Source organism: Limnohabitans sp. B9-3 (assembly GCF_002778325.1).
Lineage (GTDB): Bacteria > Pseudomonadota > Gammaproteobacteria > Burkholderiales > Burkholderiaceae_C > Limnohabitans > Limnohabitans kasalickyi.
Genome location: NZ_NESI01000006.1, coordinates 15,471 through 36,568 on the forward strand (window position 1 = coordinate 15,471; position 21,098 = coordinate 36,568).

A 21,098-nucleotide genomic window follows, 5' to 3' on the forward strand; every position below is an offset into this window, starting at 1 on the left:
TTAGGCTTTCGCAGCTCGGAAACCCGAGTAAAGACGCGATGCAGGACGGCTGCGTTGCTCTGCATCTTGCGCCAATTGCGCACGAATACGGTCAAAGGTGGCTTGAATGCCCGACTTTTCGGATGAAATAGATTTGAAACGACGCTCCACCGCAACATCGGGTGGCTCAATGCGAAACACTGACTTGTCCATCATGGCTCCTCAGAACTTAGTGAACAAACAACGCCTGACCTCGCTGTTCGGTGGACAGTTGGCATAAAAAAATTCAACTATTTTCAAAGCGCGTCTTGATGAAGACTTAAAAACGCTGTAAGTCATTGATTCATAAGGACCCACAGCGTCATGCTGAGCGCCAAGCGCTGAGACTTCTATAATTTTTTACTCACTTTGCGATCGCACGTCTTGTCTAAACTTATTTTTTCTCTTTTTAATCATAAAAATAGCGCCTTTTTGCCATGGATTTGGCTGCTGCTCTTACTGCATGTGGGTGTTTGGGTGTTGGCCCATGGCATCAGCGACACCAACCTCGATGGCTATGCCGACATGTTGGAAAACTTCGCCTGGGGGCAAACGTTTGAATGGGGCAGCGCCAAGCACCCGCCCCTGTTTGCGTGGATCACAGGGGCTTGGTTCAGCGTTTTTCCAACCTTGGATGCGGCCTATCACCTGCTGTCTTATGCCAATGCAGCCCTCGGTTTGTTGGGTGTGTACCGCTTGGCACAAGGCATTGGCCGAGATGATTTAGCACTGCCCTCTGTATTGCTGCTGTGCATGGCGTTTCCGTACAGCACACTGGCGGTGAAGTTCAATGCGAACGCGATTTTGCTGAGCCTTTGGCCTTGGGTCGCTGTGGCGTGGGTTCACAGCATTCAACGTGAGGGGCGACGTGGCTGGTGGTGGTCGATCGGACTAGGCGTGCTTAGCGCATTGGCGATGCTGGGAAAGTACTACAGCGGTGTTTTTTTGTTGGGCATCTTTTTGACCACCTTGGCCAATGCCGACAGCCGCCGCTGGTTCAAAACCGCAAAACCCTGGCTCGCTTTGATGGTGTTTGGTTTGTGTTTGATGCCACATGTCCGATGGCTGGCGGCCCATGATTTTGTGACCTTGCACTATGTCGGCGACCAAGGCGGCGAAGACGGTATCAGCTGGAGCATGGTGGCCAAGTTTGCGATCTCGCCCTTGGCCTATTGGCTTTTTCCGTGGATGCTGTGCACATGGTTTGTCGCCACCGGACAACCGAGTTTGAAGCAACGCGCCTTGACGTGGCACACACGCATGTGGCGCAGTTGGTGCGCACATGGCTGGGATGACAGTTTGTTTTGGTTCGCCATGCTGCCGTGGGCCATCACCTTGGTGTTTGGCGTGACCGGCTTTGTGGAGCTTTCCTTGCCTTGGGCCATTCCGATTGGCTATGGTTTTTCGTTGCTGTGGTTGCGCAATTTGAGCGTAGAGGGCACCGACCTGCCTTGGGCAACCGCACGGCTGCGACTCAGCGTGGCAGTTTGGTTGCTTTTGGTGTTGGCCATCAGCCCTTGGTATGCGTGGCATCAAGCCCAAAAAGGTACCGAAAACCACTACCTGCCACGCCGAGAAGCCGCACACGCAGTGCTCAAAGGCTGGCAAGAACGCCACCCCGATGTGCCTCTGAAATGGGTAGGTGGTCAATGGGCAGAGAACGCGTTGGTCGCTTTTTACGGGGACTCCCGACTGCGCGTGGTGTCAGGTGTGCCCGATCAATTTCCAGCCACCGTCAATCCGCTCGTAGGCTGGCAACAACAAGCGGGTGTGTTGCTGTGTCCTTTGGGTCCCATCGACAAAACGCAAGAAAGCAATCTGTGCGCGGAACAAATGGCATCGTGGCTCTTCAAGCAAGGCCAGCCACAAGACCCCATCGAAATCAAAGTAAAAAGCGAAGGTCTGCGCTTTCCTCTGAGCAAACCCTTCGCTTACTTGGTGTTTGACTACGTCCCAGGCCAAACCAAAGCCAAATAACAAAAGCCACCCGCAGGTGGCTTCTGAACTCAAGCGTCACAGCGCGCTTAGCGCACCACAGCGATTTGATCGCGCTTACCGGCTTTGTAGGTGTAGAGCGTCAAAGCACCATTTTTGATGTCGCCTTTGGCGTCAAACGCGATGATGCCGGTCACACCCTTATAGCCAGGGGTCTTGGCCAACTCGGGCAAATACTGCGCGGGGTTGGTCGACTTGGCACGCTGCATCGCATCCACCATTACATAGACGGCGTCGTACACATAAGGCGCGTAGAGCTTGACGTCATCGTTGAAGCGTTTTTTGTACTTCACACCAAACTCGTCCATGCCTTTTTTCTGGGCACCTTCTACGCCACCAGCCTCCGCGCAAATGACCTGGCCATCGGCCATGGCGTCACCGGCCAACTTGACCAACTCAGTGGTGCAAATGCCGTCGCCGCCCATGAACTTGGCGTTAATCCCCAGCGATTTCATTTGCTTGAGCATGGGGCCGCCCACAGCGTCCATGCCACCGAAGAAGATGATGTCGGGTTTTTTGCCTTTGAAGGTGGTCAAGATGGACATGAAGTCCGTGGCTTTGTCGGTGGTGAACTCATGGCCCACCAAGTTGCCACCTGCTGCTTTGACGGCTTTTTCAAACTCTTCGGCCACGCCTTGGCCGTAGGCCGTGCGGTCATCAATCACCGCAATGGCTTTGCCTTTGAGCTCTTTCACCGCATAACGGCCCAAAGTGCCGCCCAAATGCACATCATCGGCCACCACACGGAACGCGGTTTTATAGCCTTGGCGGGTGTATTTGGGGTTGGTCGCAGAAGGCGAAATCTGGGGAATGCCGGCATCGCTGTAAATGCGTGAGGCGGGGATGGTGGTGCCTGAATTCAGATGCCCTATGACGCCGCTGATGTTGGCATCCACCAACTTTTGAGCTGCCGCCGTGCCCTGCTTGGGGTCGGAGGCATCGTCCTCGGCCAGCAACTCAAATTTGATCTTTTTGCCGCCAATGTTCAAGCCTTTGGCATTGAGCTCTTCGATGGCCAAACGCGCGCCGTTCTCATTGTCTTTGCCCAAATGGGCAATCGCACCACTCAAAGGGCCCACATGGCCAATTTTGACAACTTGCTCTTGCGCCAGCGCCAAGCCACTGAGGGCAGCCAAGGTGGCCACAACGGTCAATTTGAAGGGGGTGTTCATACGGAAGGTCCTTATTGAGGGTGGATAAAAAGTCAGAAAAGTAAAAAATCAAACCAATTTCAAGCCGAAGATTCTTTCAGCTTCAAATCATGGCGTGTGATGGCATAACCCCGTTCGGTGTAATGCTTCCAACGCTGGCGGGCCAACTGGCGGTCTTGGTCGTCCAAGCTGACCACCTCAATGGCTCGCTCAAAACGCTCAAACCCCTCCGCCACAACGGTTCCCAAATTCAACAGAACTTGGTGATGCGGCAAATCAGGGCCACCGTCAATCTGCGGGGCCAGCACGATGGGCGATGCCATGCGCTGCTCGATGGGGCTGTCTGCACGGCAATGGGGCAAAAATTCGAGCGCTGAGAAGGTCCACAACTGTGTGTCCAAGGCCTGCAAACTGGCCGTACTGCCCGTCACCACCACCTTGGCACCGCTGCTCACCGCTTTGCGCAGCAAGCGGCAGGCGTAGGCCAACTTGTCGGGCGCGTTGAAATGAAAGGCGATTTCAGTCATAGCCGCGATCAAGCGGTCAACAAATATTGCAGCAACAAGCCCACGGGGCGGCCAGTCGCACCTTTGGCTGCGCCACTCTTCCAAGCCGAGCCTGCAATGTCTAAATGCGCCCACGGGTAGTCTTTGGCAAAGCGCTGCAAGAACTTGGCCGCCGTGATGGCCCCACCTTCGCGTCCGCCCACGTTGGCCACATCGGCAAAGTTGGACTTGAGGCCTTCGGCATACTCGTCGTCCAAAGGCAAGCGCCAGCAGGGGTCGAGCGCGGCTTCGCCGGCAGCCGACAGGGCTTGGGCCAACTCGTCGGAGGGCGAAAACAAACCGCTGCGCACATGGCCCAACGAAATCACGCAAGCACCGGTCAAGGTGGCGATGTCAATCACCGCGCGGGGTTTGAAGCGGGTGGCGTAGGTCAAGGCGTCGCACAAAATCAGGCGGCCTTCGGCGTCGGTGTTGAGCACTTCAATGGTCTGACCGCTCATGCTGGTCACCACATCGCCGGGTTTCAAGGCCAAGCCATCGGGCATGTTTTCACAGGTGGGAATCAGGCCCACCACGTTGATGTTGGGCTGCAACAAGCCCAGCGCCTCAAAGGTGCCCAGCACGCTGGCTGCGCCACACATGTCGAACTTCATCTCGTCCATGCCTGCGCCGGGTTTGAGCGAAATACCGCCCGTGTCAAAGGTGATGCCCTTGCCCACCAACACGGTTGGCGCAACAGTTTTGGCCGCACCGTTGTAGTGCAACACGATAAAACGCATGGGCTCACGCGAGCCACGCGCCACAGCGGCGAAAGAGCCCATGCCCAAGGCTTCGATCTCTTTGGGCCCGAGCACCTTACAGGTCATACGTTTGTGCTTGGCCAAGCCTTGCGCCACCTTGCCCAGATGGGTTGGCGTGGCCACGTTGGCGGGACGGTTGCCCCACTCTTTGGCCAAGGCCACGCCTGCCACTTGGGCGCAGGCTTGCTCAAAAGCGGGCTTGGCTGCTTTGGTCAGTGCGGCCGTGGGCAAGGCCAAGACCACGCGTTTCAAGACTGCTGCTTTGGCCGAGGGCTTGGTGGCAGTGTAGGTGTAACTGGCGTCGGCCACGGCTTGGGCTGCGGCTTGCAAGCTCTGGGCGTTGGCATCGGGCAGGCACACGGTGACGTGTTTGGGTGAGGCAGCTTTCAAGGCCCCCATCGCCGCCGTGACGGCTTGACGCACACGGGCGGCTTGGCCGTCACCGGTGGACACCAAGACCAAGCGAGTGGCTTGCACGTCTTGCGGATGCCACAAGGTCAGCAGCTTGCCGGCGGTGTCGTCCAGATCGCCCGCTTTGCGCGCATCGGCCACCCATTTGGCGAGTGCACCTGAGGCCAACTTGGTGTCTGCGGAAAGCAGGACAATCAGGGCATCGGTTTTGTGATTGGCAGCGGCCGCTGCATCCAGTGTCTTGAGCTCAAAGTTCATAATTGCCTCTTTATTCTGCTCTGATGTTATTCCATTCCTCCATTCGCAAAGAGCTGTCCCGCAGCTTCGGCGCCACGCTCGTTGTCTTGGTCACCATCGTGATGACCATGATGCTGATTCGCACCTTGGGCCAAGCCTCACAAGGCAGCGTGAATCCGTCTGAAGTGAGTCTGGTGTTGGGTTTCACCATGTTGGGGCACTTGCCCACCGTTCTAACCATGAGCTTGTTCATCGCCTGCGTCGGCACGTTATCTCGCACGTTTTTGGACAGCGAGATGGTGATTTGGCTGGTCAGTGGCCGTGGCTTGCGGGCTTTCCTCAAACCCATGTTGCACTTTGCGTGGCCCATTTTTCTGGGCGTCGCTGTTTTGGTTTTGTTGGTATGGCCGTGGTCTAACCAGCAAATCAGTGACCTGAAAGAACGGTTCGAGCGACGTGGTGACTTAGAGCGCGTCTCGCCCGGGCAGTTTCAAGAATCGGCCAATGGCTTGCGTGTTTTCTTTGTCGACAAAGACAGCGTCGAGAACAAACAAGGTAAAAACGTGTTCATCTCGTCCACCGACCACGGCAAGCAAGCCATGACCGCGTCCAAAGGCGGTCAGATCGATGTGATCGACGGCGAGCGATTTTTGCTCTTAAGCCTTGGCCAGCGGGTGGAGCAAACCGTGGGCGAGTCAGACCTCAAAATCAGCGAATTCAAAACCTACGGCACCCGCATTGGCAACGACGTCAAAGCGTCCTCCAACATCCCCGCCAAAGCTACCCACACGCTGCAACTCTTGCAAAACCCTACCCCCATCAACCAAGGTGAGTTGGCGTGGCGTCTGGGTTTGGCATTGGCCGCCATGAACTTTGTCGTGATTGCGCTCGCCATTACCAGCGCCAACCCACGCGTGGGACGCGGCGGCAACTTGGCTTTGGCGCTGTTCATTTTTGTGGTTTATTACAACTTCATCAACCTCGGCCAGAGCTGGATTTCGGCTGGCAAGATGCCTTTGCTGCCTTTCATGTTGGTGTTACACGGCGGCGTGTTAGCCGCAGCCGCGTTGTGGCTCACCGTGCGCCACAACAGCTGGACGTGGCGACAACTGCTGGGTAGCAGCAAGCCCCAAGGGGCCACTGCATGAAAACCATACGCCGTCTCATTTATGGTGAAGTGTTGGTCGCCGTGGCATTTGTGGCTGTTAGCTTTTTGGGCCTTTTTTTCTTCTTCGACTTTGTGGACGAGCTGCAAGCCGTGGGCAAGAACAACGGCCAATACCAACTCAAACACGCCCTGATCTTTGTGCTGTTGTTGGTGCCCAGCCACTTGTACGAGTTGATGCCCATCTCTGTCTTGATTGGCACCATTTTTGTCATGGCACGCTTGGCCCAAAGCTCCGAATTCACCATTTTGCGCACCAGCGGCCTCGGCCCGACCATGGCCCTGCGCAATTTGATGGGCCTCGGTTTGGCGTTTGTCGTGCTGACCTTTGCCGTAGGCGACTACCTCTCACCGCTGTGCGACCGGTATGGGCAACTGCTCAAGTCGCGCTACATGGGGCAAATCACCGTGGGACAAACGGGCGCATGGTTGCGCGAGCGCCAGCCCGAGCGCAGCTATGCCGTGAACGTGACCACCCTCACCCCCGAAGGCAATCCGCGTGGCATTCGCATTTTTGAGTTCAACAACGACGGCCAATGGGTGGCACTGACCAAGGCCGAAGTGGGCCTGCTCGACCATGAAAATGCGTGGGAGCTGCAAAAAGTCGAGCGCGACGAACTGGTGCGCAGCAAAACCGCAAGCACCTTGAACCGCAGTTACCGCGACACTTGGACTTGGCCCACCGGCATCACCTCTGAAATGGTGTCGGTCGCACTGCTCAAGCCCGACCGCATGGGCACCATCGACTTGTTTCAATACATCCGCCACTTGAGCGAGAACGGCCAAAGTACGCAGCGCTTTGAAATTGAATTCTGGAAAAAAGTGTTCTACCCCTTGAGCTGCTTGGTCATGGTAGTTCTCGCCCTTCCCTTTGCGTATTTGCACTTTCGCAGTGGCAACATTGCCAGCTATGTGTTTGGCGGCGTGTTGGCCGGCATCAGCTTTTTCTTGCTCAACAACGTGTTCAGTTACGTGGGCAACCTCAACAGCTGGGCACCATGGTTTGCCGCTGCTGCGCCTGGGTTGCTTTACTCCATGGCATCACTGGCGGCCTTTGGCTGGCTGGTGCTGCGTCAATAAGGTCTTGTCATGCACGCCATCATTTTGTTTGCCCACGGTTCGCGTGATCCGCTGTGGCACAAACCCATTCAAGCCGTGGCTCAGCGCATCGAACAGCGCGTGGCCCTTGACAGCGCGAGCACCGTGGTGCGCTGCGCCTACCTGGAATTGACCGTCCCCGATCTGCCCACGGTGGCTCAGCAACTGGTCGACAAAGGTGCCACCAGTTTGGACGTGGTGCCTATGTTTTTGGGCGTGGGCCGTCACGCACGCGAAGACTTGCCCGCCCTCATGCAAGCCCTGCGCGCGGCGCACCCCTCGGTCGACATCAGCTGCCAACCCGCCGTTGGTGAACGCGAGGCGCTACTGGATTTACTGGCCGACATCGCGTTAGGACACGCTGAATGAACCTGCACCAATTTCGGTTCGTCCAAGAAGCGGTGCGACGCAACCTCAATTTGACCGAGGTGGCCAAAGCGCTGCACACCTCGCAGCCCGGTGTCTCGAAAGCCATCATTGAGCTGGAAGAAGAGCTGGGCATTGAGGTGTTTTCGCGCCACGGCAAACGCCTCAAGCGGGTCACCGAGCCCGGCCAACATGTGCTGCGCAGCATTGAAGTGATCCTGCGCGAAGTGGGCAACTTGAAGCGCATCGGCGAGCAGTTCAGCGCTCAAGACAGCGGCACCTTGTCCATCGCCACCACCCACACACAAGCGCGTTATGTGCTACCCGTACCGGTGTCCAAATTGCGCGAGGCCTACCCCAAAGTCAACATCAGCTTGCACCAAGGTGCGCCCGCGCAAGTGGCGCAAATGGTGTTGGATGAAGTGGCCGAAATTGGCATTGCCACCGAATCACTGGCCGATTACCCCGAACTCGTCACCCTGCCCTGTTACGAGTGGGAGCACATGCTGGTGATCCCCAAATCGCACCCGCTGGCCTCTAAGGTGCGCATCTCACTGGAAGATTTGGCCGCCGAGCCCATCATCACCTACCACCCCTCGTTCACGGGCCGCACCCGCATTGACAAAGCCTTTGCAGCCAAACAACTCACACCGCGGATCGCCCTCGAAGCCATCGACTCTGACGTGATCAAAACCTACGTGCGACTGGGTTTGGGCGTGGGCATCGTGGCCGAAATGGCCGTCAAAGAAAGTTTGGACGACGACCTGGTGGCCCGACCTGGCGCGCAATTGTTTGGTAAAAACGTGGCCCGCGTGGCCTTCAAGCGCAACGCCTACATCCGCAACTTTGTGTACGATTTCGCCGCCTTACTGAGCGACCGCCTCGACCGCAATCTCATCCTCAAGGCCCTCGAAGGCCATGCCAACGACTACGACATGTAAACAGCCATGACCACACCGCACCTCGACACCAAATTCCCAAAAATCGGCACCACCATCTTCACCGTGATGTCGGCGCTCGCCACCGAAAAAAATGCCGTCAACCTCGGCCAAGGCTTCCCCGACTTTGACTGCGATCCCAAGCTTGTGGCCTGCGTGAACGACGCCATGACCCACGGCTTGAACCAATACCCACCCATGAGCGGGGTGGCCGTGCTGCGCGAAGCCGTGGCCGATAAGATCGAATCGTTGTACCAATACCGCTACGACCCAACCAACGAAATCACCATCACGGCGGGTGCGACCCAAGCTATTCTGAGCATCATTTTGGCCATCGTGCGCGCGGGCGACGAAGTGATTGTGTTGGAGCCCTGCTACGACAGCTACATCCCCAACATCGACATGGCCGGCGCCGTGGCCGTGCGCGTGCCGCTCACCCCCGGCACCTTTCGCCCCGACTTTGACAAAATCGCGGCGGCCATGAGCCCCAAGACCCGCGCCATCATCGTCAACAGCCCGCACAACCCCAGCGCCATGGTCTGGACCCGCGAAGAAATGCTGCAGCTGCAAGAGCTGTTGGCCCCCACCAACATCGTGCTCATCAGCGATGAGGTGTACGAGCACATGGTCCACGCGCCCATGCAGCACCTCAGTGCATCGAGCTTGCCTGGCTTGGCCGACCGCGCCTTCATCGTGTCGAGCTTTGGCAAGACTTTCCACGTCACCGGCTGGAAAATTGGCTACGTGGCCGCGCCTGCAGCGTACACCGCCGAGTTTCGCAAAGTGCATCAATTCAACGTCTTCACCGTCAACACGCCGGTGCAATACGGCTTGGCCACCTACCTCAAAGACCCTCAGCCGTATTTGCAACTGCCTGCCTTTTACAGCGCCAAGCGCGACCTGTTCCGTGCGGGTTTAACCAACACGAAGTTTGAACTCCTGCCTAGCCAAGGCAGCTACTTCCAATGCGTGCGCATCGACAAACTGGCCGTGCCCGAGAAAGACTTGAGCGAAGCCGACTTCTGCAAATGGCTGACCACCGAAATTGGCGTGGCTGCGATTCCGCTCTCTGCGTTTTATGCCGATGGCTTTGACCAACGCGTGGTGCGCTTTTGCTTTGCCAAAAAAGACGAAACCTTGAAACTTGCACTGGGCCGCTTGGCGCGACTCTGAACGCCCTGTTTCAACACTAACAAGAGATGCAAGCCTTGCTCAACGCCATCGCCACGATGGCCCTGCCCACAGACGCCCAACGGGTGTTTCACGGTCGAGGAGGCATGTACCCAGGTTGCGAACATTGGGCGCTCGACGCCTTCCCGCCCGCCTTTGTACTCACCAGCTTTCAACCAGCCAGCGAGGCCGAGTTGGCCGCTGTGCATGACACGTTGACGCAACGCTGGCAACAACTCGCCCCCGATCAGCCACTGAACTGGGTGTTTCAATGCCGGCACGACAGCCAAGCCGAAACGCGCCTCATGGCGGGCAGTGTGCCCGAGCCCCATGTGGTCACCGAGCAAGGCGCGCGCTTTCGGGTACATGTGCTCAAAGGCCAAAACCATGGCCTGTTTCTGGACATGGCCGAAGGCCGTCGCTGGGTGCGTGAGCATGTGGCCGCACACCCCAAACTCAAAGTGCTCAACCTGTTTGCCTACACCAGCGCCTTCTCGGTCGTGGCCCTACAGGCCGGTGCCAAAAGCGTGATGAACTTGGACATGAGCCAAGGCGCCTTAGCCATTGGCCAGCAAAACCACCAACTCAACGGCATCACTACCGGTGCCAGTTTCTTGGGTCACGACATCTTCAAGACATGGGGAAAAATTACACGAGGCGGCCCATACGGACTCATCATCGTGGACCCACCCAGCTACCAAAAAGGCAGCTTTGTCGCCACCAAAGACTACGCCCGTTTGATGCGCCGTTTGCCAGAGCTGCTGGCCCCCGATGGCCATGCACTTTTGTGCCTCAACGCGCCTGAATTGGGCTTGTCTTTCTTGCAAAACCACATGCAAGAACTGGCACCTGAGTTGCGCTACGTTCAGCGCATCGCCAACCCTGCGGTGTTTGCAGATGTGTCGGAGGAGCGGTCGTTGAAGGTGTTGGTTTATAAGTGCTCTGCTCTTAAGTGAGTTGAAGCACCGCGCAAAACATAGCGTTACTTCTTGAAATTCAGCATATAAAAAAGCTGTGGTGATACTTGCCAAGGCAGCAAGCATCAACCACAGTTCAGATGAGATTAAAGATTAAGGCTGAAAGGAGATTGGCCCTAAGTTGATGCCGTTAGGCGCATCCCCTTGCGTGTAGTAATTGGCCTTGTAAAGGCGAACACGCACAGAACCGATAGGTTGAGCCATGAAGGCTGACGTTGTCATCGTAGTTCCACAATTCTCGACAACAGTGAACGTGCTCAAAGCTACGTTGTAGGTAGCGGCATCTGCACCTGCACTGACAGGCGTCAGTGGCGTGCCTTCGGCTCTTGGATAACAACCATTTGTAGCTGCCAATTGGATCACTGGCGTAAAGCGTGGTGAGCCCACCAATTGATCGTTACCCCAAACAGCGATGCGAAGTTTCGTTTGGCCCGTAAGGGTAACTGTTGCGTTACTTGGTGCATTCACCCAACTTTCCATGTAGTCTTGATCTGACTTACCTTTGCCGCCCCAATAGAAGTTAGGAACTGCATCAGCAGAGGCAACGCCCGACCACCAGAAATCACTGCCACCCCATCCGTAAGTAGCACCGTTGGCAACAGTCCAATTGAACGCACCGCCCTGAGTCGTGAGGCCTTGATAGGCGTAACCCACATCAGCCGCATTTACGGCGGTATAACCACTTGCAAAAACGAGAGCCGCCGTGTTACTAGTGCTGTTATTGCCACCACCGCTTGCTTGGTCCGACAAAGCCAAATCGTCAAAGTAGAAAGTTTTAGCAGCGCTTGGTTTGCTACCGAAGTGCGGAAATACGCTAACTTTATTGAATGTGTACGCAAGATTTAGCGCCGCTGTTCCAGTGGCTTGCTTACTGAAATCGAAGCTCAGAGTTTCCCACTCGTTGGCTTTTGTGGTGCTTACTTCCACTTCAACGGTATGGGTGTTGTCAGATGCATCCTCCAACTTCAACCGAACGGGTAATCCGGCAGCAGGGCTATAGACACGAAGGGTCAAAGTCTTTTTGGTTTGACTCAATGGAATTTGAGTGACGGCTTGATTCGCGAGTGTAGACAAGGTCACACCTGCCCACGTCTCGTTTTCAGCCATTTTGACAACCTTGAGTACCTTTCCATTGCCACCTGCGGGATCAGTAACGATCGCCAACTGGTTAGCGCCTTCTAAGCCACCAAAGCCAGTCAAGGCAGCCGCCGTCGCCTCATCAAAACACAAGAGAACACCCGTAGAACAGCCCGCTGTAGAAGTACCGCCATTCGTCAAGGCGCCCACCATAGTGTCGAGATCAGCAGGCTTAATTGCAGTCGTAGACGCATAAGCGGTTTGAAGTGTGCTCGCCATCGCAGTCACACTGCTCAGCACCGCTGTCGCAGTTTTGTCACCCGTCAAGCTCAATTTGCGCGCCAGCACTTTTGCAACGTTGTGGGCTTTGGTGTCTTGTGTAGCAACAAAATCTTTGTCAAATGCAAATGAAGCGTCTGTGATGTTAAGGCTTGCTTTTGCACTGGCCTTGGCTGTGTTCATATCTTGGCCATTGCGCATGTGGCTAGAAACGACCGTTGTCAACGGCGAGACCACAGCCGCCATAGCGGCGGGTGATTGCAATTGATACTCCTTGCCTACAGCAGCACCGGTATCCTCATCAATCGCTGTTGCTGGCACCTTAGCAATCAAATGCAATGCGCTGACATCCAATTCTTTGGAAATTTCTAGTTTGTAGGCACCACGATCTCCCGTGGTTGCGGATGGTTCACCGGTATCACATGCGCCGTTTCCGTTTGTGTCCAAACAGACCGTTGCACCTTTCAGATAACCATCCATGACAGCACCAGACAAAGTGCTTCCTGTTGTACCGCCCCCGCCACAAGCGCTCAAAACGGCAGCCATCAAAACGCTCAATGACGTACCCATCGCACCGAAGCTACTGCGGGTAGCGCCCTTACTGTTGTTCACCATAGTTGTCCCCTTGATTCTTTGAAATTTGACCGTGGATAAAGCGCATCATGAAACCGCTTTCTGAAAGCGCTTTCATGAAATATAAAAGAAAGAACCAGAACCGTCAATATGAAATCTTAGGGATATACCCTTGCAGAACTTAAAAAGTACAGGTCACCCAAATTAAGACGTGCAGGATATGGATAACTTCGTCATCGAAAAAGGGCTTTGAGCAGTTGACTCTCTCACAATTAATTCGGCTTCAACGATCTGTGAAGGTGGATTTTTTTTGTTGATCAAATCGAACATAGCCTTTGCCGCAGACACCCCAATTTCATAAACAGATTGACGCACCGAAGTGAGAGGCGGTAGCGTAAACGCTGAATGTGGCAAGTCATCAAAACCAATGAGGGAAACATCTTCGGGCACGCTCAAACCAGCTTTGTGGAGTGCCAACCGAGCGCCATAGGCCATTTGATCGTTAGCAGCAATGATGGCCGTGAATTCTGTTTTATTGGCTAAAAGTGAATTAACCGCACGAAATCCACCTGACTCAAGGAAGTCACTCTCAATCACGAGGTTCTTGTCACTGAACATTTTCAAACGCTTCAATTCTTTTTTAAAGCCGTGTAGGCGTTGCTTAGCATCGGGGTGATCCAAGGGCCCCGATAAAAAGGCCACCTTTTGATGTCCCAAACGATTCAGATGCTTGACCGCTTGGGCCGCACCTTCGGCATTGTCGAAGTCAATACTGAATAAATTGATTCCGCTAAGTTGGCGACCTGTCACTACAACCGGAATTGACTTTGCGAGTTCAATCAGTGTGTCATCTGAGAGCTTGCCAGTTAAAACAATGATGCCATCTACTTTTCTATCAAGCAAAAGTTGGATGCGTTTTTGCTCTTCTGCCTCGTTCCAGTGACCACTTACAAAAAGCGGCGAGTAATGCGCATTGTTGAGCTCATCTTCAATCCCACGCAAAGCCTCACCGTAATAGGGGCTATCGATAAATTGCGTGAGGACACCAATGCTCATGGTGCGTCCGCCAGCAAGACTCCGCGCCGCAGGGTCAGGTCGGAAACCAAGCTCCTTGATCACTGCCTTTACTAGCGCTTTTTTATCATCACTGACCTGTGCTGTCCCATTCAGGATTCGAGACACCGTGCTAGGTGACACCCCAGCTTTTTTTGCCACCATACCCAATGTGGCGCGGGGAGTTATGGCTGTAGTTGAGGGCATGATCTATAAAATTGACAGGTTATGAGTTGCATGCGTTCTAAAGTTATGACTTTTGGAAGCAACACCTATTGTCAATCATGAAGGCGGTTGCCAAACTTTCACATAATCGACTTTCATGGTCATGTTTGGCAAGTCTCCAGCATTGAAAACGCCTCCTAAATTACCGCCTACGGCGACATTCAAAAGAACAAAAGCAGGCTGCGAAAAAGGCCAATTATCTGAAGTTGCATTTGCGGGCCTCTTAAATGAAAACGTCGGCGTACCGTCCACACCCATCAAAATTTCGTTAGCACTCCAATGCAATTGAAATTTGTGAAACTCGGTGCACATATTCGCAACGTTGGCCTTGGCATATAAAAGACCAGCCGAAGTACCCCAATGGTTGGTGGTCGAATGGACACCCGACTGAACTTGGTTAGGTTGTGCTGTGAATTGGCCGCCAAACCATTCCATGATGTCGATCTCACCGCGCGCAGGCCAAACTCCTGCCCTGCCCATCATCCAAATGGCTGGCCAAGCGCCTGCCACACATGGAACTTTTGCACGAATTTCATAGAACCCATACGGTGTTGAATTCAATGCCGCGAAATAACTAGGCGTATTGGTGTGCATTCGCGCTGAAGTGACGCTAACACCACGGGCTTGTATGGCGCTCAATACATCAGGTTGGTTAGCAGAGTCACCCTTAGCCATGTCATCAGCAGTAATTCCCACAACCGGCTGGATCACCAATTGACCATTTGCATCAATGAACGAGTTCTTAGCTTGAGCGGTGTAATACTGTTTTTCAGCATTCCCCCAAACCGATCCACCCAATAATGGGGATCCAATGTCATAAGACCAAGTACTACTCGGACTTCCGGGCAATGAAAACTCATCAGACCATTTCAATATATAGGCACTGGGAAGCGTCAGATCAAGACTAACAGCTGTGATGAGATCACCACCACCACCACCACCACCACAAGCTGTCAAACTTGCAAGGCTGAGAATTGCGAGCTTAAATTTAGAACGTGTAAACAAGACCCACCCCTGCCCAGTTCCCTGATTTAGCGACGCGTGAGTCGACACCTGTGAAAGCTGCGTGCCCGGGCATGCTCAAAGGTGCTAAACCTTTGTGGCCGAAATTCACCATGCCACCAAAACCGTAGACAGAGAATCCTGGTTCAATTTCGTAACCAACACCTAAAGTATTGAGCATCATGCTGTTCGATTGGCCACGTTCGACCGGGTTGCTGGTGTTGGCTTTACCCAAATAAACCACGCCTGTATTCACGGACCACTTGGGCATGAACTTGTAAACAACACCCAAGCTGAAGTCGGTGGACGTCGCGCTGTAACTCGGTCCTGTGAGGCTGCTGATGTTGAACATGTCGTTCCACAAGTCATTGCCTTGTGCATCTTGACCTAACCATGTCGCTTTGTTTCCGCTCCAGCGATTGAAACGAATGCCAGTCAAGACCTCGGTCTTGGCGTTCATCTGATAGCGAGACATCAACATCACAATGGATTGCTTGTTGCCCTCGGCAATCAAATTTTCTTTCGAAGCATCATTGGTGATGCCTTTGAAAGGTCCATGCCCCCAAGCCATGGGCATACCGTTCGTTGCAGACTGTGCTGTGGCATCCAAAATCAACGGACCATTCACGTATTTGGCATAAACCTCGTAAAACTGTGGTTTGTGCTTTGAATATCCTGCACCGCCTTGGTCGTAAGTCAGCTCGAGGTGCAAGTCACCGCCGTTGACATCCATCAGTGGCAAACCGTAACGAACCGCATTGGTTAACAAACCATACCCGGCACCACTAGAAGCCCACGGATCTGCAACACCAAATTTTGTCCCATAAGGAAAGTCCGCAACGCTCCATCCTCTGGTGGGAAATGCACCAACTTGCAAACTGCCATAGTCTTCGTGCAAAAGAGTGGCATTTTTTTCGTACCAGACGCCAGGAATGTCGACCTTGCCATCACGCCAACGTTGACTGAGCAGCCCTTTGACTTTGAAGCCCTGCCCCAAATCAAACTCTTTGGTGCCGATATAAGGTTGTGCGAGGCTGACGTTCCCCCCCTTGGTTCCATACACTTTGCCATTGGCAATCTCATCAGCCCAAGGGCGGTGGCGGGCTTCGTTTGGAAACAATTGACAGTCCGAACATTGATTAGTCGCACGGGATGTTTCAATTTTGACAAATCCATTGAGAGTCAATGGCCCAATGTCGACCGCACCAACAAAGGCTGGAATAGTCAGTGCTATGACCCCAGAGATTTTTTTATAGAGTAAATTCATTTTTTTCCTTAATGAAAGCGCTTTCATGGAAACATATTTGAGCGCAACAAACTTGTTAGAAAGATTGTGGTTTTCCCTTAATTCAGAAAGTATTTCAGGGTGAAACCGTGAGAACTAAAGGTAGAGCTTTCAAGACTTGCCCATCGCTGAAACGAACATCCACAGGCGACCTTGTCGGGTTGTAAGCCATGTAGGTGCGCTTGCCATTGGCTGCTTTAAAACTGGCATAAAACTTGGTGTTCGCCGTGATGCCCAAGTCAGGTGTACCCACTTCATTCAGAAAAAACAACCAATGTTGCGCATGCGTTCGGGTGTCTCCAAGCTCGATAGAACCCCATTCTTTCCAGAGCTCAAGGCCTTTTTTAGGATCGACCAGCGCAACGTATTTGGCAAACAAGTCTTGCCAAATATCGTCGGGCTTTGCGCGCTTACCCCTGCCCTGATAAATGTCAATTTCTTGCTCCAAGGCCGCCATATTTTTGTGCGTAAAAGCAGGACTCGCAGCCAGGTAAGTCGACGATGCGGTCAACGGCAACAAATTGATGCCGTGAATTTGTCGTGGCTCATCAATCCACCATGTGTTGTGCGCCAACTTGCCACCAAACAGCATGCTGACTTCGACGTTTTTGTACTCAGGCGGTAAGGTCAAGCCATGGATGTCAAACCAGTAGTGGTTGATGGATTGAATTTCCGTGGCGTACAAATAAGTGCCCAGATCAACCAAATCTTGACGCCCCTGCAAGCTACCCCACAACATCAACCCCACCCACGCATTGATGGCTTCAGACGATGACTCTTGGTTGTTGCCATCGGGTGACATCCCCGTACCCGACGCCCAAGAGTGCCCTTCATACGGGTCAAAGTTACGCAAATAAGGAAAGTCTTTTCGGCCACGTTGTGCGGTTGCGATGTCGGCCACCAGCAGATCGATCATGCCGCCCCACTTCTCTGCCTTGATCCACTCAGGGTCTCGCATGCCAATATCGGCTGCTGCACGAATCCAGTAACCGTAGTGGAAATGGTGGTCATTCATGTCCTTGACGGCATCGTATTCCTCGGGATAACTCGCCACCGTGCCCAGTGTTGGGCTGTAGTGAAAGTAAGTACGGTCGCTTTGCCCTGACAGCCATTCTTCCGCACGTTTTTTAATGAGCGCTAGTAATTTATCGCGGGTTGCCGTTTCGCCTTGCACATCGGCCACCGTCATCAACTGGCTGATACGCTGAAGACCCTTGCCTTGCCAATAGGGACCTTGACCGATTTCAAGCATCATGCGTCGCGCACGGCTCGATTCTTTGGACAAGTTAGACACAATCGCTTGGCTACTCTTCGGGTCTTTGACGCCCGGCCAATACGGCACAAAGCCCTGAGAAACATGTCTCGTTGTGAAACTATTTGAGGCATAAAACTTCAACTCACCACGAATGCTGGGCAATGTACCAACTGCAACGGACGGAAGCTCTTTGTTGCCAAAGTAATGGTGCGGATAGAGACCTACGATGGTTGGCGCTTGTGCGCCTTCTTTGGTTTGAGTCTCTACATGAAATGAAGTCACCACTTCGCTCTTGTCTTGGTCGACACGAAACTCTGCTTTGGTGTTGCTGATGTGGCTGTAAGCGCTAGCCAAGAACTGATGCACTGTGCCGTCAAGCTCATTGGGCATGACCGCTACAGACATGTAGCGTTTGGCCGCTGGCAAATTCAAAGTCCAAGCTCGCCCTCCCTGTTGCCAGGTACCCCCCGTGGGGGCAAAAGCAGCATATGTTTTAGATCCGCCCTTGATGATCAAGACGCGCGCATCTTTGGACCAAATATGTGCTTGCAAATCAGCACCGAAATCTAACCCCAAATCACCCTGACTCAAAGTTGCAAACACGAACGGACTGCCATGCGCAATCGTCGTTGTGAGCGACTGATCTTTGCTGGGGAAACGAATGTCAACGGACCAGTCACCATGGCCCGCTAGCAATGCCGCTTCAGGTTGAAAGCTCAAAGGTCTCAGCGTGATGTCTGCTGCATGCGGGTAAGTCACCTCAACGTCTTTGCGGTCTGTTGGCGTGATGACCTTTTTAGGGAACCCAATCTCTAGGCCCTTCTCCGTTGCTTTGGCCGTCAAAGGCAAAGCATGCAAGACCTCAGACCAGCGTGTGAACATCACCGACGAATACCACTGGTTTGTGGGCGCGGCGCGTTGCAGCATCTCTGGGGTGCGAAATGGCGCTTCAGGTACTTTTTGATCGGCTGTACTGGTCTGAGTTCGCCAGCCACCCGCTCCCACCTGAACGACACCTGTGGAAGCATGAGAAAGCGCGGCTGTCAATAACAGCGTCGCCACGAGTGCATTGAGTTTTTTCATCACGGTATGTTTTTCCAATGTTGGCCAGGTCAATGCACCAAGCATCCCTGTGCATCAAAGACCAATAAGTTTTTCCAATCCGGGGACAAGTGAATCGTCTGCCCCATGGACATGGCGCCGGCGTCATGTGTGAGCTTGACAGTGAGGAGTTCTGGCAAGTGAGGCATGCGCACATAGACAATCGTGGCGTCGCCTAGGTTCTCCATGAACTCAATCACTCCTTTCAAACCTGTGTCGGCAATCGTGAGGTTCTCAGGCCGAACACCCAGCTTTGAACCTTGCATCAACTTGTGTTTGATCACAGCGAAGTGCGCATTCGCAGCCAAGACGTCTGCTCCGATCTGAATTACATCGAGAGATGTATCCAAGGTGTAGGGCAGCAAATTGATTTTGGGCGTGCCCAAAAATTGGGCCACAAACGTGTTGGCTGGTGAGGCATAGAGCTCCATAGGACGCCCAACTTGCTCAATGCGACCTTGGTTAAACACAGCAATGCGGCTGCCCAATGTCATGGCTTCTGTCTGATCGTGCGTCACGTAAATCATGGTCGTCTTGAGATCGGCGTGCAGCTTGGCCAACTCAATACGCATCTGAACGCGCAGTGCCGCATCCAAATTAGAAAGTGGCTCATCAAACAAGAAAACCTTGGGCCGTCTCACGATGGCGCGACCAATCGCCACCCGCTGGCGTTGCCCTCCAGACAACTGCTTGGGATAACGCTTGAGCAAGGGGGTCAGGCGCAATTTTTCGGCCGTGCTCAACACCAACTCTGAAATGGCGGCTTTTGACAAACCTGCCATTCGCAAACTAAAACCCATGTTTTCTTCCACTGTCATGTGGGGATACAAGGCATAGCTTTGAAACACCATCGCGACCCCACGGTCAGACGGGCTCTTTTGATTGACGATGTCACCACCAATCAAAATATCACCCGATGTCATGGACTCAAGACCGGCAATCATGCGCAGCATGGTGGATTTGCCGCAACCTGATGGCCCCACAAACACCATGAACTCCCCGTCCTGAACCTGCAAATTCAGTTGGGGAATGACCACGGTTTCTCCAAAACTTTTGGAGATATTTTTCAGTTCAATGTGTGCCACTTTAGTTACCGCCTAAAAACTTTTGGTACCACAGCGCGCTGTTTTTCAAGGTTCGCTTCTGAGTGGTGTAGTCCACATAAACCAGTCCAAATCGCTTTTCATAGCCACTGGCCCATTCAAAGTTATCCATCAAACTCCAAGCGAAATAGCCAGTCACAGGGACGCCTTGCGCCATGGCGTCTTGGGTTGCAGCAATGTGGTCGTGAAAGTACTTCACGCGTGATGCGTCGTCGACCACACCATCAACCAATGCATCTTTGAACGCAGCACCGTTCTCGGTGATCATCACGTCAGGCAGTTCGTAGTCCTTGTGCAGGCGACACAGCAACTCAGTCAACCCTTGCGGATAAACCTCCCAACCCATATCAGTCACTTCATTGCCCGTGCTTTTGACATCCCAAGGGTTGCCTGTCGACGAGAAATTACGTGTGTAGTAATTCACGCCAATGAAGTCGAGCTTTTGGTGAATCATGGCCATGTCACCCGCTTGCACTTCTGGCATGTCACTGCCCAAATGCGCGATGACATCCTCTGGATAAAAACCCCGACTTAAGGGGTCCATGTACCAGCGCAAATTCAGACCGTCATCCAGATGAGCTTTCGCGACATCAGCAGGATCAGCACTGGCTGGGTAAATCGGCGATAGATTGAGCACAATCCCCAAGGGGGTTTGAATGCCCATTTCGCGCATCGCTTTCACAGCCATGCCGTGGCTGAGCAACAAATGGTGCGTGGCCATCATCGCAACAGCACGCGATTTAATGCCCGGCGCAAAGATGCCATGTTCGTGCCCCAAGATGGCCACCACCCAAGGCTCGTTGTGCGTACAGATACTGTCGACCAGATGCGAAAAACGACGCGCAACTTCTGTGGCATAGCGAACAAATTTTTTGCAAATCTCCCGATTGGCCCAACCGCCCTTGTCTTGCAAGGCTTGCGGCAAATCCCAGTGATTGAGGGTGAGATGTAGCTCAACACCGCGGCTTTTGAGTGCGGTCATCAAGTTCTCATAAAACTTAAATCCAGCCTCGTTCCACTCGCCCTCACCATCGGGTTGAACACGGGGCCAAGACATTGAAAACCGATAGGCGTTCACCCCCAATGAAGCGATCATGTCCACATCTTGTGGCCATAGGTGATAGTGGTCGCACGCGAGGTCACCGTTCGATTGATCGGCAATGTTTTTGGGGTCTTCACAAAACGTGTCCCAAATCGACTTGCCCTTGCCATCCGCTTGGTGAGCACCTTCAATTTGAAAAGACGAGGTCGCAACCCCCCATTTAAATTCAGCTGGAAACTGACGGCGATGAATGGTGTTTTTATACATTTTG

The 21,098-nt window shown here is 53.6% G+C and carries 18 protein-coding genes; 7 read left to right on the forward strand and 11 right to left on the reverse strand.

Annotated features, from left to right (window positions below; all coding sequences use genetic code 11):
• A complete protein-coding gene (locus B9Z42_RS10325) occupies nt 1-195 on the reverse strand; it encodes a hypothetical protein (RefSeq protein WP_100133307.1) in 195 nt (64 codons plus the stop codon).
• A gap of 255 nt (nt 196-450) precedes the next feature.
• Here B9Z42_RS10325 and B9Z42_RS10330 point away from each other — a divergent pair, with 255 nt between their 5' ends.
• Complete coding sequence (locus tag B9Z42_RS10330) at nt 451-1,995, forward strand: glycosyltransferase family 39 protein (RefSeq protein ID WP_100133308.1); 1,545 nt, start codon at nt 451-453, stop codon at nt 1,993-1,995.
• A 47-nt stretch (nt 1,996-2,042) separates the two neighbouring features.
• Here B9Z42_RS10330 and B9Z42_RS10335 read toward each other — a convergent pair whose 3' ends face one another.
• Genes B9Z42_RS10335 through B9Z42_RS10345 form a run of 3 tightly spaced genes read right to left on the reverse strand, consistent with a single transcriptional unit; the run spans nt 2,043 to nt 5,139 of the window.
• Nucleotides 2,043-3,185, reverse strand: a complete 1,143-nt coding sequence (locus tag B9Z42_RS10335) for a branched-chain amino acid ABC transporter substrate-binding protein (protein ID WP_100133309.1) — start codon at nt 3,183-3,185, stop codon at nt 2,043-2,045.
• Nucleotides 3,186-3,244: 59 nt separating this feature from the next.
• Nucleotides 3,245-3,691, reverse strand: a complete 447-nt coding sequence (locus tag B9Z42_RS10340; protein WP_100133310.1) for a DNA polymerase III subunit chi — start codon at nt 3,689-3,691, stop codon at nt 3,245-3,247.
• A gap of 8 nt (nt 3,692-3,699) precedes the next feature.
• Nucleotides 3,700-5,139, reverse strand: a complete 1,440-nt coding sequence (locus B9Z42_RS10345; RefSeq protein WP_100133311.1) for a leucyl aminopeptidase — start codon at nt 5,137-5,139, stop codon at nt 3,700-3,702.
• Nucleotides 5,140-5,162: 23 nt separating this feature from the next.
• On the opposite strand from B9Z42_RS10345, the gene lptF reads away from it, so the two are divergent.
• From lptF to B9Z42_RS10375, 6 genes are read left to right on the forward strand one after another with little or no spacing between them, the layout of a single operon-like run.
• Nucleotides 5,163-6,266 (forward strand): LPS export ABC transporter permease LptF, encoded by a 1,104-nt coding sequence (gene lptF, locus B9Z42_RS10350; RefSeq protein WP_100133312.1) that lies wholly within the window; start codon nt 5,163-5,165, stop codon nt 6,264-6,266.
• Nucleotides 6,263-7,363 carry an LPS export ABC transporter permease LptG gene (lptG, locus tag B9Z42_RS10355; RefSeq protein ID WP_100133313.1) on the forward strand — a complete coding sequence of 367 codons (1,101 nt, stop codon included), beginning with the start codon at nt 6,263-6,265 and terminating at the stop codon, nt 7,361-7,363. The genes lptF and lptG overlap by 4 nt, the downstream gene beginning before the upstream one ends.
• Before the next feature lie 9 nt (nt 7,364-7,372).
• Nucleotides 7,373-7,750, forward strand: a complete 378-nt coding sequence (locus B9Z42_RS10360) for a sirohydrochlorin chelatase (RefSeq protein ID WP_100133314.1) — start codon at nt 7,373-7,375, stop codon at nt 7,748-7,750.
• On the forward strand, nt 7,747-8,688 hold the full coding sequence (locus B9Z42_RS10365; RefSeq protein WP_100133315.1) for a CysB family HTH-type transcriptional regulator: 942 nt from the start codon (nt 7,747-7,749) through the stop codon (nt 8,686-8,688). Before B9Z42_RS10360 ends, B9Z42_RS10365 begins: the two co-directional genes overlap by 4 nt.
• Nucleotides 8,689-8,694: 6 nt before the next feature.
• Nucleotides 8,695-9,858, forward strand: a complete 1,164-nt coding sequence (locus tag B9Z42_RS10370) for a pyridoxal phosphate-dependent aminotransferase (protein WP_100133316.1) — start codon at nt 8,695-8,697, stop codon at nt 9,856-9,858.
• Between the two features lie 26 nt (nt 9,859-9,884).
• Nucleotides 9,885-10,811: a class I SAM-dependent methyltransferase gene (locus B9Z42_RS10375; RefSeq protein ID WP_100133317.1), complete on the forward strand. Its 927-nt coding sequence runs from the start codon at nt 9,885-9,887 to the stop codon at nt 10,809-10,811.
• Nucleotides 10,812-10,925: 114 nt separating this feature from the next.
• Here B9Z42_RS10375 and B9Z42_RS10380 read toward each other — a convergent pair whose 3' ends face one another.
• The 7 genes from B9Z42_RS10380 to B9Z42_RS10410 form a co-directional block, all read right to left on the reverse strand.
• Complete coding sequence (locus B9Z42_RS10380) at nt 10,926-12,803, reverse strand: hypothetical protein (protein ID WP_100133318.1); 1,878 nt, start codon at nt 12,801-12,803, stop codon at nt 10,926-10,928.
• A 162-nt stretch (nt 12,804-12,965) separates the two neighbouring features.
• Nucleotides 12,966-13,979, reverse strand: coding sequence for a LacI family DNA-binding transcriptional regulator (locus B9Z42_RS10385; protein ID WP_233203603.1), 1,014 nt, complete (start codon nt 13,977-13,979; stop codon nt 12,966-12,968).
• A gap of 117 nt (nt 13,980-14,096) precedes the next feature.
• Nucleotides 14,097-15,044 carry a family 16 glycosylhydrolase gene (locus tag B9Z42_RS10390; protein WP_143474075.1) on the reverse strand — a complete coding sequence of 316 codons (948 nt, stop codon included), beginning with the start codon at nt 15,042-15,044 and terminating at the stop codon, nt 14,097-14,099.
• Complete coding sequence (locus B9Z42_RS10395; protein WP_143474076.1) at nt 15,028-16,335, reverse strand: hypothetical protein; 1,308 nt, start codon at nt 16,333-16,335, stop codon at nt 15,028-15,030. The genes B9Z42_RS10390 and B9Z42_RS10395 overlap by 17 nt, the downstream gene beginning before the upstream one ends.
• A 67-nt stretch (nt 16,336-16,402) precedes the next feature.
• Entirely contained in the window at nt 16,403-18,664 is a 2,262-nt protein-coding gene (locus B9Z42_RS10400) for a glycosyl hydrolase (protein ID WP_158235941.1), read from the reverse strand.
• 29 nt (nt 18,665-18,693) lie between these two features.
• The gene (locus B9Z42_RS10405; protein ID WP_100133323.1) at nt 18,694-19,767 is read right to left on the reverse strand and encodes an ABC transporter ATP-binding protein; all 1,074 of its coding nucleotides are present in this window, start codon (nt 19,765-19,767) and stop codon (nt 18,694-18,696) included.
• A 1-nt stretch (nt 19,768) separates the two neighbouring features.
• Entirely contained in the window at nt 19,769-21,094 is a 1,326-nt protein-coding gene (locus B9Z42_RS10410; RefSeq protein WP_100133324.1) for a GH1 family beta-glucosidase, read from the reverse strand.
• Nucleotides 21,095-21,098: the final 4 nt, after the last annotated feature.

Coding starts and splice junctions, on each gene's coding strand:
- B9Z42_RS10385 (WP_233203603.1), bottom strand. CDS start 13,979: ATGGTGGCAAAAAAAGCTGGGGTGTCACCTAGCACGGTGTCTCGAATC.
- B9Z42_RS10400 (WP_158235941.1), bottom strand. CDS start 18,664: ATGAAAAAACTCAATGCACTCGTGGCGACGCTGTTATTGACAGCCGCG.
- B9Z42_RS10395 (WP_143474076.1), bottom strand. CDS start 16,335: ATGAAAGCGCTTTCATTAAGGAAAAAAATGAATTTACTCTATAAAAAA.
- B9Z42_RS10340 (WP_100133310.1), bottom strand. CDS start 3,691: ATGACTGAAATCGCCTTTCATTTCAACGCGCCCGACAAGTTGGCCTAC.
- lptG (WP_100133313.1), top strand. CDS start 6,263: ATGAAAACCATACGCCGTCTCATTTATGGTGAAGTGTTGGTCGCCGTG.
- B9Z42_RS10380 (WP_100133318.1), bottom strand. CDS start 12,803: ATGGTGAACAACAGTAAGGGCGCTACCCGCAGTAGCTTCGGTGCGATG.
- B9Z42_RS10365 (WP_100133315.1), top strand. CDS start 7,747: ATGAACCTGCACCAATTTCGGTTCGTCCAAGAAGCGGTGCGACGCAAC.
- B9Z42_RS10410 (WP_100133324.1), bottom strand. CDS start 21,094: ATGTATAAAAACACCATTCATCGCCGTCAGTTTCCAGCTGAATTTAAA.
- B9Z42_RS10345 (WP_100133311.1), bottom strand. CDS start 5,139: ATGAACTTTGAGCTCAAGACACTGGATGCAGCGGCCGCTGCCAATCAC.
- lptF (WP_100133312.1), top strand. CDS start 5,163: ATGTTATTCCATTCCTCCATTCGCAAAGAGCTGTCCCGCAGCTTCGGC.
- B9Z42_RS10375 (WP_100133317.1), top strand. CDS start 9,885: ATGCAAGCCTTGCTCAACGCCATCGCCACGATGGCCCTGCCCACAGAC.
- B9Z42_RS10325 (WP_100133307.1), bottom strand. CDS start 195: ATGATGGACAAGTCAGTGTTTCGCATTGAGCCACCCGATGTTGCGGTG.
- B9Z42_RS10335 (WP_100133309.1), bottom strand. CDS start 3,185: ATGAACACCCCCTTCAAATTGACCGTTGTGGCCACCTTGGCTGCCCTC.
- B9Z42_RS10370 (WP_100133316.1), top strand. CDS start 8,695: ATGACCACACCGCACCTCGACACCAAATTCCCAAAAATCGGCACCACC.
- B9Z42_RS10360 (WP_100133314.1), top strand. CDS start 7,373: ATGCACGCCATCATTTTGTTTGCCCACGGTTCGCGTGATCCGCTGTGG.